This is a genomic window from Streptomyces sp. NPDC102437 (genome assembly GCF_044765565.1).
GTDB lineage: Bacteria > Actinomycetota > Actinomycetes > Streptomycetales > Streptomycetaceae > Streptomyces.
In genome coordinates this window covers 212,303-226,338 of sequence record NZ_JBIWKI010000014.1, presented here as the reverse complement: position 1 = coordinate 226,338, position 14,036 = coordinate 212,303, and the positions used below count along the sequence as shown (strand labels likewise).

Below are 14,036 nucleotides of genomic sequence, written 5' to 3'. Positions count from 1 at the left end.
GGGCGAGTAGACCTTCATCACCATAAGAGATCCCTCCTACCCGGCCCCTGCCGGGGCCGGGCTCAGAGGTGTCCACCACTCGGGGACAGGTCCCGGAAAGGTCTCCCGTGCGTTCCGCCGCATGAATGGCGGCGAGGCGGTCGCGCCGGGAGTGGACGAGGGCTTCGCCACCCGCCAGTGCGAGGGTGCGGGCCAGATCCATGGTGGTGCGCGGGCCGAGCCGCACACCAGCGCCTGTCCACGTCGTAGGTGCTCCTTCAGCGGGAACGGCCCCGTTGAGGATGTCCGTCTCCAGGCGCTGAAGCTCGGCACCGGGGTCGAGTCCGAGGTGGTCGACGAGCATCGCGCGGGCGCGGCGAAGGGTGGCCAGCGCGTCGGCCTGGCGGCCCGCGTGGTACAGCGCGCGGGCAAGCAGCCCCCAGGCCGGCTCGCGCCACGGGTGTTCGGCGACATGGGCACCCAGTTCGGCTACGAGGTCGGCCCCTTCCCCGGAGTCGAGAAGGATCCGGGCGCGCAGTTCCACCCCCTCCAACCTCAATTCCTCCAGCCGGGCCCGCTCGCGCTGCGCCCATGCGGAGTCGGGCACATCGGCGTAGGCGGGTCCGCGCCAGGCCGCGAGTGCCGCGCCGAGGTCGGCCACCACGTCGGGGCTGCGGCGGGCTCGGGCCAGGATGTCCTGGAACCGGTGGACGTCCACCTCATCGCGCGGCAGGCGCAGCGCGTAGCCGGGGCCCTCGGTGACGATGACGCGCGGCGGGTTGCGGGGCGGCCGGTCGGGTTCGAGGGCGCGTCGCAGCGCTGCGACGAACGTACGCAAAGCACCCACGGCGCGGGCAGGTGGATCGGTCCACAGGTCACCGACGAGGGTGTCGGTGGTGACCATCCGCCCCTCGGCGGCGACGAGCCGGGCGAGTACCTCACGATGGCGGGGTCCGCCCAGGTCAACCGGGCTGCCGTCGTCGCGGAGGGCCCGCACCACACCGAGCACGTCGATTCGCATGCCCTCATCCTCCGCGCCAGGGGCCTGCTGCTCCCAATCGTACTGATCGGTTGCTGATCGCCGTCGCCCAAGCTGATCCGGTCAAGTCCCCGACCCGCAAGGACGGTCCCTCATGACGCTCACCATTCCCGGCTTCGATCACATCCGCCTGCCCGGTGCGGACGGTGTGGAGCTGGCTGCAGCTGTCGGCGGCAGCGGCAGCCCGGTCGTGCTGTCGCACGGATTTCCCCAGACCCACCTGATGTGGCGACACGTCGCCGAGCGGCTCGCCGACGGGCACACGGTGATCTGTCCTGACCTGCGGGGCTACGGCGCCAGCGACAAGCCGACGGCCACCGACCCCGATGTGTACGCCAAGCGCACCATGGCCGCCGACATCGTGTCCCTGGCGGCGGCGCTCGGCCACGAGCGCTTCGCCCTCGTCGGCCACGACCGGGGCGCCCTGGTCGCCTTCCGGGCGGGGTTGGACCACCCGGAGACCATCACCCACCTGGGCATACTCGACATCGTGCCGACGCTCGACATGTGGAACGTCCTGCATGGCGTCTCGGCGGCGGTCGGCTACCACCTCTTCCTGATGGCGCAGCCGCCGGGCCTGCCGGAGGCGATGATCGCAGGCAGTGCGGACGCGTTCTTCGGCTCGTTCCTCGATGCCTGGGCCAACGACCCGACAACCATGCCCGAGGAGGTGCGTGCCGAATACCTGAGCGCGAGCGCCGCGGCAGTGACGTCCATCGTCGCGGACTACCGGGCCTCGGCGGGCATCGACGTCACGCACGACCAGGCGGACCTGGACGCCGGGTCGCAGCTGGCCATGCCGGTGACGGTCATCCAGCAGGACTGGGGCGCACAGCTGGGCTACGACGCTGCCGCGGTGTGGAAGGCGTGGGCGCCGGACCTGGACCACCGGCTGACCCGAGCAGGCCACTTCATGGCCGAGGAGGCACCCGACGAGATCGCGGCGGCCGTCCAGGACCTGCTGGCCCGCTGAGTCCCATGCTCCCTCGTCGTCCTCGGCGGCGTCGGGGTCGCGGAAGGGCCGCAGGCCCCTCCGTCGCCGACACCCGCCGCAGGGAGACCGGCTGCAAAGGCACCTGCGGACACTCGTGGCACAACTTGCTTCCTTCAGTTGAGAGGCCGTAGCCGAGGCAGTACAACGATCCGAACGAGGCGCCCGAGTGCGTGCGCGGTCGCGTCTTCGCGACACGTGCCGAGCGAACCTCGCACTTTTCGAGTACATCGACGGCTTCTATGACTCCCGTCGCGTCCAGTAACGGCTCAATCCGTTCCCGGGTCTGCCAGTTACGGGACACCGAGTTCGAAAAGGCCGTAGCCCGCGTACGAGCCGGAAGCCAGGGCTGCGATGCCGAGGAGCATGAGCTGGTGGGTCAGGCTGAGCCGGCGCAGGGCGAGGGCCAGCGGGAGAAAGAGCGGGAAGAGGGGGAGCAGGTAGCGGGAGACGTTGCCAAATATCTGCTGGCTGCCAAGGACGAGGACGAGGGTGAGGACGGTATAGACCATCAGGACCACTGGGGGACGCAGCCTGATCAGCAGCAGAAGCAGTGCGAGCGCGAGCAGGACGACACCGACGCCGATCAGATCCGCGAAGGGCCAGGCGGAGAGATAGTCGGAGTGGCCCACCGGGACGGATGTGAGGACGTCGAGGGTGTGCCGGCCATAGTCCCACTCGTGGGCCCAGGCATCGGACTGAAGCCTGAAGTAGCCGCCGTAGTCGCCCATCTGGTGCCCCACCCAGCCGAGATAGGCGAGGAGGCCGAGCGGGGCGACGGCCATCGCGACCATCGGACGCAGGATGCCGTCCCGGCGGCGGTAGAGCGCGAGCAGGGCCGCGACGGCGACGGCGGCGATCAGCGCCGCGGCAGTGGGCCGGTTGAGCCCTGCCACGCAGGTGAGGAGACCGGCGGCGAGCCAGCGGCGGCTCAGGACGGCATGGCAGGCCCAGACGGCCAGGGCCACGTAGAGGGAGTCGGAGTAGACCGCCCACTCCACGCCGGAACCGGGCCAGACGGCCCAGAGTCCGGCCGCGGCCAGCCCGGCCCGTCTGCCGCCGAGGCGTTCGGTGACGGCGTAGATGCCCAGGGCGGCGGCCAACGAGGCGACGACGGAGACCAGCAGGCCGGCGCCGTACGGGCCGAGACCGGTGAGCTCGGAGACCAGCCGCATCAGCGCCGGGTAGAGCGGGAAGAACGCCGCCGAGTTCCCCTCGAGGGTGATCGGGCCGGTGGCGCCGGGGATCGGGACCAGCTGAGGGTCGTACCCGTGCACAGCAATCTGCTGGTACCACCAGCCGTCCCAGCTGGCCAGGACGTCCCACGGGTGGGCGCCTCCGCCGAAGCGCGGGTGCTTCGTGCGGTAGTCCCCGGCGGAGTGCAGCAGCCACATGAAGGTGGCGAAGCCGATGAACTTGAGCGTGCCGTAGACGGCCAGTACGGGGCCGTAGTACTCGGCTGTGCGGCGCAGCCGTCCGCGGTCGGGGCCCGTGGTGGCGGGCTGCTGCGACAGCCTCGCGTTCCAGCTCAGGGTGGCGGTCGCGGTCGTACGGGCCGTGGTCCTGATCATGCGCGGAACACCCACGTTCGGAAGAACAAGAACCGCAGCAGTGTCGCGGTCAGGTTGGCGGCGAGGAGTACGGCAAGTTCGGTGGCCCGACCGGCCGAGGGCACCGCGTGGTGCAGAGCGGCGAGCGATCCGCCGGTGAGCGCCAGGCCGATCAGGAGGACGACCAGGCCCCTGCCCTGGTGGCGCAGCACACCGCTGCGGCCACGGAGGCCGAAGGTGAGCCGCCTGTTCACGGCCGTGTTGACGACGGCGCAGACCAGCAGCGCGAGTGCGTTGGCGGCCTGGGATCCGGCCACCGGGCGCAGCGCCGCGTAGAGGAGCAGGTACGCGAGGGTGCTGACGGCTCCTACGGCGGCGAAGCACACGAGTTGGGTGGCGAGCCTGCCTGGTGCGTCGGTGCCAACATCGCGGAGCGACCCGCCCGGCGGCAGCGTGCCCCGCGCCAGTGCCCCGCTGATCCTGGCGATGCCGCGCAGGTCGGCCAGTGCCGTGGCGAGGATGTCGACCCGGGTGTCGGGATCGTCCACCCAGTCGACCGGCACCTCATGGATGCGCAGCCCGGCACGCTCGGCGATCACCAGCAGTTCGGTGTCGAAGAACCACTCCGAGTCCTGTATGAGGGGCAGCAGTCGCTGGGCCACATCACGCCGCACCGCCTTGAATCCGCACTGCGCGTCGGAGAATCCCACGGCGAGGACGGAGCGCAGAAGGGCGTTGTAGCAACGAGAGGTGATCTCTCGCTTGGGGCCGCGCACCACCCGGGAACCGGGGGCCAGGCGGGTGCCGATGGCGATGTCGGAGTGGCCGGAGAGCAGCGGGGCCACAAGCGGCAGCAATGCCGTCAGTTCCGTGGACAGGTCTACGTCCATGTACGCGAGTACGGGGGACGACGAGAGCGACCAGGCGGTACGCAGCGCCCGGCCGCGTCCCTTCTCGGCCAGCCGAAGCCACTGCGCTTCGGGCAGTTCGTCCGTCAGCCGAGCGGCGATCCGCGGGGTGCTGTCCGTGCTTGCGTTGTCGGCGATGGTGATACGGAACGGATAGGGGAAGGTCTCGCGCAGGTGTGCGTGGAGCCGCCGCACGCTCGGCTCCAGATCTCTCTCCTCATTGAACACGGGGACGACCACGTCCAGGACGGGCTCCGGGTGGTGCGTCGCCACCGGTGCGCGGTATGGCAGTCGGCTGAGGTCCTTCAGGGCAAGTGACCCTTGGTTTCTCATGTTCTATCCTTTTTGTGACCTTGCACGGGGTGGGCCGGAGACGCTTGGGGCGACGGTGCGCCACGGTGCTACGGGGTGACGAGCGTGGACGAGGCGGTCGACGGTTAGTTCCGCGCGGTCGCCGTACTCGAAGGCGGAGCCGAGGTCGAGGACGGCGACACGCCCTCCGTGCCCCCCGGCAGGGTCTCGGTGGCCGTGGCCGTACTCCCGGTCGTGACCGGCGGCGCGCTTGCAGGGGTCCCGTCCGGGGACGCTGGGGCAGTGGAGGTGTCCGAGGAGGGAGGCGCGCTCAAGGACGCGTCGGGTGTCGCGGGCGGGGCGGAGAGCGAGGGGCTCGCCGCGGGCTTCGGGCCGGGGTGGCTGGGCTCGACCTGGGTCGCACGGCCGGGCAGCAGGAGCATCCCGACACTGAGACCGACAACGGCCAGGACGGAGCCGACTGCCCTCTGCGCGGCCCGTTTCCGACAGCGGACACGCACCCCTGCCCGGAGACGTTCCCGGTGCTTCGGCTCGAACAGTGCGGGCGCCTCGGTTTCGCGCATCATCCGTGCCAGCTGCCGCTCGAAGTGATCCATGGGGTTCTCCTTCACCGCACCGGCTCGTTCACATTGCCCAGGAGCTGCCTCAGCTGCGCCACCCCGCGTGCGGCGTGGGACCGAGCCGTGCCCACCGGGCACCCGAGCGCCTCCGCCACCTGCCCTTCGGGCAGGTCCTGGTAGTAGCGCATCACCACCGCCACCCTCTGCTTCGGCGACAACTGGGCCAGCGCGGCCTCCAGCCGAGAACGCTCCGCCACGTCCGCTGACATATCGCCGACCACCGCCGTCTCGGGCAGCTGTTCGACGGGGCGTTCACCCCACCAGCGCCGCTGTCCCGAGCGTGCCGCCGCACGCACCATCACCTTGCGGACATACAGCTCCGGGGCGTCATCCGCGACCTTGGACCAGACGAACCAGAGCTTGACCAGGGACTCCTGCAACAAGTCCTCGGCCCGATGCCGATCACCTCCGACGAGCAGACGGGCCAGGTGGACCAGCACCGACCAGCGGGCAGCCACGAACTCGTCGAACGCACGGGCTCGACTCTGCTCCATCCACACTGTCCCTGTTCTCGCCGGTTGCCTACACCCTGTAAAAGGCACTGGCGTGCGACCCACGATGCACCTGCAGCCCGTGATCTGGGTCACAGGGCATGTCAACGGCAAGTGCGAGACGCTCCTCCGTCCCCTCAGCGACGCCGAGAACGAGGACGCGGTTCGACGGCCCCGGCCCTGCGCTTGCCGATAACCTCATCCGCGCTGGTCTGAGCTGGTGTGCGGGGTGTACGGGATGTCGAGCGCGGTCGGTCGGGTCTGTACCGTCGCGCGGCCGTCGACTCAACGCCGCATGATGACCAACCGTGCTGCTGCGACCGGCCTGCTTGGGCATGGCGAACGCGTTCGCCGTGCTGCGCCTGCTACCGATGAGCGATCGGGACAAGGACATCGAGATCCTCGCCCCGCGCCACCAACTGTCGGTGCTGGAGCGGGCAGCGCTGGACTTCCTGCGGACCGCCACCAACCTGTCGCCGGCCGCCGTCATCACTCCGGGCGAACGCACCGGCGCGTACCGCGGGTCTGGAGGACCTGCTGATCGGCGCGGAAGGCGAGAGCCGGATCTCCACCGAGGACTACGCCGTGTCACTGCTGGACGAGGTCGAGCAGCCGAAGCACATCGGCGGGCGCTTCACCGTGGCGCACTGACGCCCCATCACGGCGCGAGAAGGGCCAACGAACCGCAGCGATCCGTTGGCCCTCCCGCTCTCCGGCTCAGTATCAGCTCTCGAACGCGTCCTGTGATCACCAGGCCCGAGCCTCACCGCAACGATCACGGAGGGCGGTCGGATCCGCGTGCGTCGCGTCTCGGCTCAGCTTCCCTTCGGCACCTCGATGTCGTAGACCAGCGCATACACGATGTCCCGGGCCTGGCGCAGGTCGTAGCCCGTCGCGTCCACGATCACCTTGACCGCCCGGATGGTGTCGCCACCCAGCATGAACATGCGCGCGTCGGCCTGCGCCTTGGCCGGAACCGGCAGGACACTGGCTCGCCGAGGATCCACGCTCCGCGGGATCCTCGGCAGCCCGCCCTCCTTTTTTCTGCCCCCGAACACCTTCAGTCCCCAACCCCTCGCCCGTACGACCAGTCCGTGGAGCGCATCCTATGCGGACTGGGCGCTCCGGCAGATTCAACGTCCTCGCCGAAGCCGACGTCGGCGGCTTCGCCAGGGAGCAGTAGACGACCAGGCCGACGAGCAGCAGCCTTGCTCCGACCTCACCCAGAATCGGATATCAGCTCACGCACCGTCCTCTCAGAGTCCTGCTGGACAGTGCGGCCGCTGGTGACGTCCACTCAGGTCCAGCCGTCGGCCTGGGCCTTGCACTTGAGCGAAGCCACTCGCGGGATGCCCCGTGACACAATGCCGCGCATGAACGATTCGGCCACGACGGCCATGGCCCGGGAGGTGCGCCGGCGATGGCGCGACCGGGAGGCGCCCGACGGGGACTTCATCGTGTTCGCCGACGGCTCTCTCACCGTGATGGATCTGCTGCGTCTGCAGACGCCCGACCGGCTCGACGATCCGCGGGCCGAGAGCTGGCACTGGACCGAGGCCCTGCGCGCCACCGAATGGAGTACCGACAGCTGGGTGGAGGTCGACTCCGCGCTCGCCACGCACACCCACGAGGGAAGCCGCGCCTGGGCGGGAGAGTCCGCCCATCACGGATCCATCGGCTGGGTCGCGCTGACCCGGGAGGACGACGAGAGCACCCTGGAGTGGCTCGCCGTCTCCGCCTGGTCCGATCCGTTCCACCAAATCACGCTGGACGACACCTCGGTGACCGCGGTCAGCACCTCCGGCCGGATCTGGACCTTCCCCCGGAACACGCCCCAGAAAGTAAGGATCACCGACGACCCGGCCTACCCGGGCCGTCGCTGCTGAGCGCGCCGCCTCCCTCGGTCGGGCTCATTCCTCGGCCCGTTGGGTGATGGACGCCTCAGTACGGTCACCCGGGAACTCGTACCACCGGCGCTCCAGACAGACGTAACGCACATCGGCTTCGACGAGGCTGAGGAAACCGGCCACGGTTTCGGACAGACGTTGCTGCAGCTCCGGGTCGATCAGCGTTCCGTCCTCCGCGAAGGCCTGGTAGCTGTTGGCAAGGCTGAACATGTCCGGATAGACACGGGTACCGAGGTGCTCCAGGGGGACCCTCAGCGCCCACAGTCCTCGGTTGCCGCCGACCAGGGACGGCGAGGCGGAGACAAGCATCGCGTGCTTGGTCTTGAACGGCTGCGGCCGCACACGCGAGACCCAGTCGATCGCGTTCTTCAGCAGGCCCGGCACAGAGGCGTTGTACTCGGGCGAGGAAATGACGAATGCGTCGGCCTGTTCGATCCGGTCACGCAGCAAAAGAGCGCCGTCCGGCAGCCCTTCGGCGGCCTCCGCGTCACCGTCGTACAAGGGCATGCCGAAATCGTGCATCGCAGCGTGGTCGACGGTGGCGCCGGTGTCGGAAATCAGCCGGGCCACGAGCGACGCGAGGCGGGCATTGGATGAATCGGCCCGCAGTGCGGCGCCGAAGACGAGCACCCGCAGCGGGCCGGGCTGGGCCTCCCTGGGCATGTGATACGTCCTTTGGTCGCGGGGGCCCGTGCTTGGTCCGGGCACCACCGGACCATTGGTTCCATGGTGGGGCCTTCATTCTCCAGGGGGCCGGAAGAGCTCGCCCGAAGGAAGGAGAAGCTTCAGCCGGTTGATCAGCCGCTCGACGGTGTTGCGATCACGGTAAAGACCGGCGTCGAAAGTGACGGGAGGACCGCCGACTGCCCTCCTTCTTGCGGTTGGCCACCTGGTCCTTCTTCTCCGGGACAACCGCCTTGGAGCGGTGTTTACGCAGGTGGGCACGGTTGGCGCGGGGCGAGTACGCCTTGCCCGCGGCTACCGAGGCGGCCCCCGGACCGTCGCGGAGGTCCTGTCGCCCCCGGACGACCTCATCCTCTTCTGCGGCATGTCGGCCGGGTTCGAAGACGTCACAGCGGGCGACGCCCGTATAGGCCGGGCGTAGCTCGGCGAAGCGGTCACGTTCGTCGACGGTCTCCGACACCGCCCCTCCTCGGCCCATCAACGAACCGTTTCATGCCACACCCACATAGCTGTTCATATGCCATATTGCGCACATAATCCCAACGAAAGGTATGTCATGAAGCTCGCAGTCATCGGCGGTACCGGGCTGATCGGGGCGCAGGTCGTCAAGGATCTGAACTCCGCGGGACACGAGGCGGTACCTCACTCGCAGTCCACCGGAGTCGACGTCATCAGCGGCCAGGGACTGGACGAGGCAGTGGCGGGAGCCGGCGTCGTCGTCAATCTGACGAACTCCCCGACCTTCGACGAAGCGTCCCCGGCCTTCTTCCAGACCTCGATGGACAACCTTCTGACCGCGGCCCGAAAGGGCGGCGTCGGCCACTTCGTCATCCTCTCGATCGTCGGCACCGACCAGGTCCCGGAGCTGGACTACTACCGGGCCAAGACGCTTCAGGAGAAGATCCTCGCGGCCGGGCCGATCCCCTACTCGATCGTCCGGGCCACGCAATTCATGGAGTTCATGGACGCCGTCCTGTCCTGGACCACCGACGGCGACACCGTCCGGCTGCCCGCCACGCCGATCCAGCCGATCGCGTCCAAGGACGTGGCCAGCACGGTGGCGGAGGTCGCCGCGGGCGCCCCGCTGAACGGCATCCGCAACATCGCAGGCCCCGAGATCTTCAACCTGGACGAGCTCGGCCGGATCACCCTGACCCACAAGGGCGACAACCGTACGGTCGTCACCGACCCCACCGCCGGCATGTTCGCCGCCGTCAAAGGGGACGTCCTCACCGACAAGGACGCCCACCTCTCCCCCACCCGCTACACCGACTGGCTCTCCTGACATTCCCGCCCCCGCGCGTCCTGTCCCAGCCCGGCAGTCCTTCCGTTGCGCGCGCGCAGGGTGTCGCGGCTTGAGCCGGATGGGGATCCGGCTGAGGTCCCCCGATCCCAGGTCAGGCGGAGGGCGGGGGACTCGCATGCAGCCATTCGGTCCCGCCGGGATAGACGCGCCACGGCTCTCGGGGTGCGACGGGCCCGTGGACGTCGCGACGGTCGACCGTCGGCATGAGCCCCGGCTGGACTGACCGGCGCTCAGTACCGTGCGGACCATGCGAAACGGAGGGTGACGCGCGGCGGCGTGTCTAACGCTGGTAGCGGGCGTGCCCTATGTGCCACACGTAGGAGGCTGCGACGGCTTCCATGGCGTGAGCGTGACCCGGGAGTGCGTTCTTGCCGGTAGCGCGGAGTTCGGTGAGTCGAAGGCGTGCGGTGGAGGCTTGGTCCTCGCACATGCGGGAGGCCAGGCGGAACGCCCCTTCGAGGTCGCACCCGCGGTGTCGGATCAGCAGTGTCGGCAGGCTCAGAGGAGTCTGACGACCGCGATCCGTCTCCTTCACGTACGAGGCGAGGTCGTTGATCCACCCGGCAAGGTGGGCAACGGCCTTCTCCAGTTCCCGCACTGCTGCCGAGGCTCGCTGACCCTCGGTGAGTTCGTATCCGAGCACGACTTCCGCGGTCGTCATGACGGTTCGGACGAAGACCGTGTGCGGGCGCATCGCGTAATAGTCGCTCAGGGTGACCTGGTCGGGCCTGTCGAGGTGATGGGCCTCCCAGAGGATGCCGAAGAGATTGTCCCGCAGGTGCGCGGTGAGCCGTAGATACTGCGTGGGCGTGGCCCGTTCCCGGAACCGGTGCAGGAGCTCCCTCAGGGCGGCGAGGCCGGCGTCGTCATCGGCCGCCGGCTCGTCGTGACCGGACAGCACGTGGACACAGTGACTGATGCGGCGGACCAGGCGGGCTGTGTCACGGCCTCCTTCGGCCTCGCCGTGTACGTCGTCGAACGCGGTGAGCCACAGAAAGAGATCGGCGCAGAGGAACACGCCGTCCCGGTCCGCCGTGGGCAGGAGACGAGCCACCCCCTGGGCCGTGATGTTGCAGAGGGCCTTCGCCTCGCCGGGTGAACCGACCAAGGGGAAGGTGCCCAGCCAGTGGGCGGTCTGCTCCTCGATGGCGTCGGCATACGGGCTGGTGGCGAAGGGGCCGGGGAAAGAGCCTCGGAGGTCGGGCATCGGCAGGGTGCGCGCGGCCGGGCTTCGGGTGTGGCTCATGCGGCTGCCCCCGCGACTGCCCGCTGCCTGGTTTCGGCGACCATACGAGGGTCCGACGGGTGCACCGTGAGCAGCCCGACCGGCTCCACGGTGGCGCCGGGAACGGGCCGCAGCCGCCAGCGGGACGCGATGAACGCCGTGATGACGATCGCCTCCGTCCAGGCGAACGCGTCGCCGATGCACATGCGTTTTCCTGACCCGAAGGGGATGAAGGCGCCTCGCGGCGGCTGGGGGCGCTCCGGCAGCCAGCGGTCGGGGTCGAAGCGCAGCGGGTCGGGGTACAGGACCGGGTCCCGGTGCAGTGCGTAGGGACTCCACAGCACCTGCTCCCCCGCCGGCAAGCTGGCCTGCCCGAGGCACACGGGCTTGGTGGCCTGCCGGGTCACCAGCCATCCGGCGTGGTGCAGGCGCAGGGTCTCACTGACCAGTCTGCGGGTGAAGGCGAGTCGGGGGACGTGCTCGGCGGTGATCGGTCCCTCTCCGACCACGGAGTCGACCTCCTCGTGCAGCCTGCGCTCCAGCTCGGGGTCGCGGCCCAGCTCGTGGAACAACCAGGCCAGCATGACTCCCGTCGTCTCGGAGCCCGCGGCCAGCAGCCCGATGATCTCCGACAGGATCTCGTTGTCGGGCAGTGGCGCACCGGTTTCGTCCCGGGCCTCCAGGAGCAGTGTCACGAGGTCGTCGTGGGCGTCGGGGGCCGCCCGGCGCTCCGCGATGATGTTCGCCACCTCGCTGCGCAGCAGGCTGCGGGCGGCCTTGAGCCGCCGGTTGCTGCGGGTGGGCAGCCGTTCCAGCGAGGACACGGGCACCATGGTGCGCCAGATGGCGGCCGTGAAGACCGTGTCGACGGCGTCGAGGATCGCGCGCGCTCGTTCGTGCTCCGCGCGGAAGGAGCACAACACCGACATGGCCACGTCCTGGGCCATGAGCCCCATTACGGTTTTCAGGTCCAGCAGTTCCCCCTCACGCCAGCCCGTGATGGACGGCTCCACCGTTTCCCGCATGGTGTTGACGTACCCGCTGATCCGCTCGCGGTGGAAGGCGGGCTGGAGCAGGCGGCGCCTGCGCAGGTGCGGCTCACCCTCCGCGACCGGCAAGGCCGACTGACCGAAGAGCTTGAGCTTCTCGCCCAGCAGCCCCTTGGAGAAGGAACCGGATTTACTGGTGAGCATTTCGTGGATCAGCTCATGGGAGTTGACCACGGTCACCTTCTTGAGGCCGACCGACATACGGACGATCGGCCCGTATGTACGCAGGCGTTCGACGAACTCCAGACGGTCCTTGAGGAGGGGCACGACGTGTCCGATGAGCGGCAGCCTCCCCGGGGCTGTCGGCGGAACGTCCATGTCGGCAGTCACATCTATGTCAGGTGTCACGCGTCCGTCCTTTCCACATCTGCTTCTGTACATGCGGCTGCGCGACGTGCCCGCAGCAACTCCCGCGCAGCCAGCACCTCGGCCTCGATCACTGCGGTGGGCGCATACAGGGTCTTGTCGTGCCACAGGGCGGGGTGTCGGTGGCCGGGGTGCAAGGCAGTGTGCAGATACGTTTCAGCAAGATCCAGGGCCCGGGTGTGCTGCCGCTGCGGTGTGGGTGTGGCGGCGCTCAGCAGGATTTTGACGGCGTATGCGGTTTCTTCGACGGTGCTGCCCCACACGCCCCAGGAGCCGTCGGCGCGCTGAGTGTCAATGGTCCACGCGGCAGCGCTCTGTACGGCCCTGGACGCGTGATGGCCGCCGTACTGGGCGAGCGCGGTGACGCTTCGCGCGGTGGCGTAGTAGGGGGAGGCATGCCACTTGTCGGTCCAGTGCCCCTCGGGTTGCTGTTGGCCGGTCAGCCAGTCGCAGAGCTTCGCCGCTCGGGGGCCGTACGTGAGCTCTGGGGTCAGGCAGCGCCGCAGGTAGCTCACGAGGGCTTGGAGGGCGTGGGCGTTCGCGGTGACCGATCCGGTGTCCTCGCCGATGTAGCAGTCGTAGTGGCTGCCGTTGTGGAACAGGTCCAGCGGTGCCAGGTCGTACTGCAGGCCGACGAGCGATGCAACCAGCGCCGCCATGGCAGTGTCGTCGGCGTCGGTCATGAGGCCGGGAGCACCGCGTACGCCTTGCGGATCGTAGATCTCCTCGGCCCACCCACGGACAGTGGGAAGAGCGGCGGCGGGCAGGTGGGCGCGCGCCAGCGCGGCAGCGACCCAGAGCCGTTCGACCACGCGGAGCGGCGCGGCCTCGGGGAAGAGACCGCCGTAGCGCTGCGCCACTGCGGTGAGGTCATCGACGGCCTGAGCGGTAGTAGCGGGGAACCGCGCTGCCCGTGCCGCGGTGGCGGCCGGCGAGCTGCCCAGCAGGCCGTCGGCATCAGGGAAGAGAGACGGTGAGATGTAGCTGTCCATGCCTTCGAACGTGTGGTGAAACTTGACGGGCAGGCTGCCCGCCGACTCGTAACGCCTGGCCACGGAAGCGGGTGCCGACGCGTTGAAGCCACCCGGGACCGGCAGCCGGGGGCCACCGAAACCAGGTATGTCACCGCCGGTGATCAGGGAGTCCAGCTTCTCGTTGATCTTGGCTACCAGGCTGGGTACGAGTATTTCCGCTGCGGCCGTGTCCGGCCACGGGCCCGCCGATGGCAGGGATCGCAGTGCGTCGAGTCCTCTGTTCACCGCGGCCGTCAGCCGGCCGGTGACCTCTGCGGACGCGGTGCCCCTTCGCAGGACAGCCAGTGCGGCCTCCACTCCACTGAGTGTCGGCAGCAGCCGGTAGGGCAGCGGTCCCTCCCCCCAACTTCCGTCGGTCGCCTGCTGTTCCAGCAGGTACGTGATCCGCCGTGGCTCCTCGGGCAGCCACGGCGCCGCCGAGAGGACGCGGGCCGTCTCGTACAGGGAGGGACGGACGCTTCCCCAGCTGTCCTGGTCGACCCTGTCTACCAGGTTGGTGGCTCGTTCGGCGTAGGACGTGCCAATGGGCGTGCTGATGCTCATGGGGCGACTCCTCTTCGGGTTCTGACTGGCGG

The 14,036-nt window shown here is 69.2% G+C and carries 12 protein-coding genes and 2 pseudogenes; 4 read left to right on the top strand and 10 right to left on the bottom strand.

The genetic code is table 11. From position 1 onward, the window contains the following. On the bottom strand, nucleotides 1–1,000 hold a 1,000-nt coding region (locus ACIRJP_RS20390), incomplete at its 3' end, for a BTAD domain-containing putative transcriptional regulator (RefSeq protein ID WP_404175821.1). Between the two features lie 112 nt (nucleotides 1,001–1,112). Here ACIRJP_RS20390 and ACIRJP_RS20385 point away from each other — a divergent pair. Continuing rightward, complete coding sequence (locus ACIRJP_RS20385) at nucleotides 1,113–1,991, top strand: alpha/beta fold hydrolase (protein WP_404175818.1); 879 nt, start codon at nucleotides 1,113–1,115, stop codon at nucleotides 1,989–1,991. A gap of 311 nt (nucleotides 1,992–2,302) precedes the next feature. On the opposite strand, the gene ACIRJP_RS20380 is transcribed toward ACIRJP_RS20385, so the two are convergent. The 3 genes from ACIRJP_RS20380 to ACIRJP_RS20370 all read right to left on the bottom strand — a co-directional run bounded on the left by ACIRJP_RS20380 (nucleotide 2,303) and on the right by ACIRJP_RS20370 (nucleotide 5,893). Beyond that, the gene (locus tag ACIRJP_RS20380; RefSeq protein ID WP_404175815.1) at nucleotides 2,303–3,580 is read right to left on the bottom strand and encodes a glycosyltransferase family 39 protein; all 1,278 of its coding nucleotides are present in this window, start codon (nucleotides 3,578–3,580) and stop codon (nucleotides 2,303–2,305) included. Continuing rightward, the gene (locus tag ACIRJP_RS20375; protein WP_404175812.1) at nucleotides 3,577–4,800 is read right to left on the bottom strand and encodes a glycosyltransferase; all 1,224 of its coding nucleotides are present in this window, start codon (nucleotides 4,798–4,800) and stop codon (nucleotides 3,577–3,579) included. The genes ACIRJP_RS20380 and ACIRJP_RS20375 overlap by 4 nt, the downstream gene beginning before the upstream one ends. Nucleotides 4,801–5,386: 586 nt before the next feature. Continuing rightward, entirely contained in the window at nucleotides 5,387–5,893 is a 507-nt protein-coding gene (locus ACIRJP_RS20370) for a SigE family RNA polymerase sigma factor (protein WP_404175810.1), read from the bottom strand. A gap of 437 nt (nucleotides 5,894–6,330) precedes the next feature. Here ACIRJP_RS20370 and ACIRJP_RS20365 point away from each other — a divergent pair. Next, a pseudogene (locus tag ACIRJP_RS20365) lies at nucleotides 6,331–6,541 on the top strand (NAD(P)-dependent oxidoreductase); the annotation flags it as partial. Nucleotides 6,542–6,705: 164 nt separating this feature from the next. On the opposite strand, the gene ACIRJP_RS20360 reads toward ACIRJP_RS20365, so the two are convergent. After that, nucleotides 6,706–6,897: a hypothetical protein gene (locus tag ACIRJP_RS20360; RefSeq protein ID WP_404175808.1), complete on the bottom strand. Its 192-nt coding sequence runs from the start codon at nucleotides 6,895–6,897 to the stop codon at nucleotides 6,706–6,708. A 366-nt stretch (nucleotides 6,898–7,263) separates the two neighbouring features. On the opposite strand from ACIRJP_RS20360, the gene ACIRJP_RS20355 reads away from it, so the two are divergent. Next, complete coding sequence (locus tag ACIRJP_RS20355) at nucleotides 7,264–7,776, top strand: hypothetical protein (protein ID WP_404175805.1); 513 nt, start codon at nucleotides 7,264–7,266, stop codon at nucleotides 7,774–7,776. Between the two features lie 24 nt (nucleotides 7,777–7,800). Here ACIRJP_RS20355 and ACIRJP_RS20350 read toward each other — a convergent pair whose 3' ends face one another. Both ACIRJP_RS20350 and ACIRJP_RS20345 read right to left on the bottom strand, forming a co-directional pair. Then, a complete protein-coding gene (locus tag ACIRJP_RS20350; protein WP_404175802.1) occupies nucleotides 7,801–8,460 on the bottom strand; it encodes an NADPH-dependent FMN reductase in 660 nt (219 codons plus the stop codon). Nucleotides 8,461–8,580: 120 nt separating this feature from the next. Further along, nucleotides 8,581–8,803: pseudogene (locus tag ACIRJP_RS20345) on the bottom strand (IS5/IS1182 family transposase); the annotation flags it as partial. A 234-nt stretch (nucleotides 8,804–9,037) separates the two neighbouring features. On the opposite strand from ACIRJP_RS20345, the gene ACIRJP_RS20340 reads away from it, so the two are divergent. Then, the gene (locus ACIRJP_RS20340) at nucleotides 9,038–9,766 is read left to right on the top strand and encodes an SDR family oxidoreductase (protein ID WP_404175799.1); all 729 of its coding nucleotides are present in this window, start codon (nucleotides 9,038–9,040) and stop codon (nucleotides 9,764–9,766) included. Between the two features lie 301 nt (nucleotides 9,767–10,067). On the opposite strand, the gene ACIRJP_RS20335 is transcribed toward ACIRJP_RS20340, so the two are convergent. From ACIRJP_RS20335 to ACIRJP_RS20325, 3 genes are read right to left on the bottom strand one after another with little or no spacing between them, the layout of a single operon-like run. After that, the gene (locus tag ACIRJP_RS20335; protein ID WP_404175796.1) at nucleotides 10,068–11,033 is read right to left on the bottom strand and encodes a terpene synthase family protein; all 966 of its coding nucleotides are present in this window, start codon (nucleotides 11,031–11,033) and stop codon (nucleotides 10,068–10,070) included. After that, nucleotides 11,030–12,409, bottom strand: coding sequence for a cytochrome P450 (locus ACIRJP_RS20330; RefSeq protein ID WP_404175793.1), 1,380 nt, complete (start codon nucleotides 12,407–12,409; stop codon nucleotides 11,030–11,032). The genes ACIRJP_RS20335 and ACIRJP_RS20330 overlap by 4 nt, the downstream gene beginning before the upstream one ends. Beyond that, complete coding sequence (locus ACIRJP_RS20325) at nucleotides 12,406–14,004, bottom strand: prenyltransferase/squalene oxidase repeat-containing protein (protein WP_404175790.1); 1,599 nt, start codon at nucleotides 14,002–14,004, stop codon at nucleotides 12,406–12,408. Before ACIRJP_RS20325 ends, ACIRJP_RS20330 begins: the two co-directional genes overlap by 4 nt. Nucleotides 14,005–14,036 lie beyond the last annotated feature (32 nt).

Excerpts from the sequence above, each read along its gene's own strand:
- ACIRJP_RS20385 (WP_404175818.1), top strand. The coding sequence starts at position 1,113 with ATGACGCTCACCATTCCCGGCTTCGATCACATCCGCCTGCCCGGTGCG.
- ACIRJP_RS20380 (WP_404175815.1), bottom strand. The coding sequence starts at position 3,580 with ATGATCAGGACCACGGCCCGTACGACCGCGACCGCCACCCTGAGCTGG.
- ACIRJP_RS20375 (WP_404175812.1), bottom strand. The coding sequence starts at position 4,800 with ATGAGAAACCAAGGGTCACTTGCCCTGAAGGACCTCAGCCGACTGCCA.
- ACIRJP_RS20370 (WP_404175810.1), bottom strand. The coding sequence starts at position 5,893 with ATGGAGCAGAGTCGAGCCCGTGCGTTCGACGAGTTCGTGGCTGCCCGC.
- ACIRJP_RS20355 (WP_404175805.1), top strand. The coding sequence starts at position 7,264 with ATGAACGATTCGGCCACGACGGCCATGGCCCGGGAGGTGCGCCGGCGA.
- ACIRJP_RS20350 (WP_404175802.1), bottom strand. The coding sequence starts at position 8,460 with ATGCCCAGGGAGGCCCAGCCCGGCCCGCTGCGGGTGCTCGTCTTCGGC.
- ACIRJP_RS20340 (WP_404175799.1), top strand. The coding sequence starts at position 9,038 with ATGAAGCTCGCAGTCATCGGCGGTACCGGGCTGATCGGGGCGCAGGTC.
- ACIRJP_RS20335 (WP_404175796.1), bottom strand. The coding sequence starts at position 11,033 with ATGAGCCACACCCGAAGCCCGGCCGCGCGCACCCTGCCGATGCCCGAC.
- ACIRJP_RS20325 (WP_404175790.1), bottom strand. The coding sequence starts at position 14,004 with ATGAGCATCAGCACGCCCATTGGCACGTCCTACGCCGAACGAGCCACC.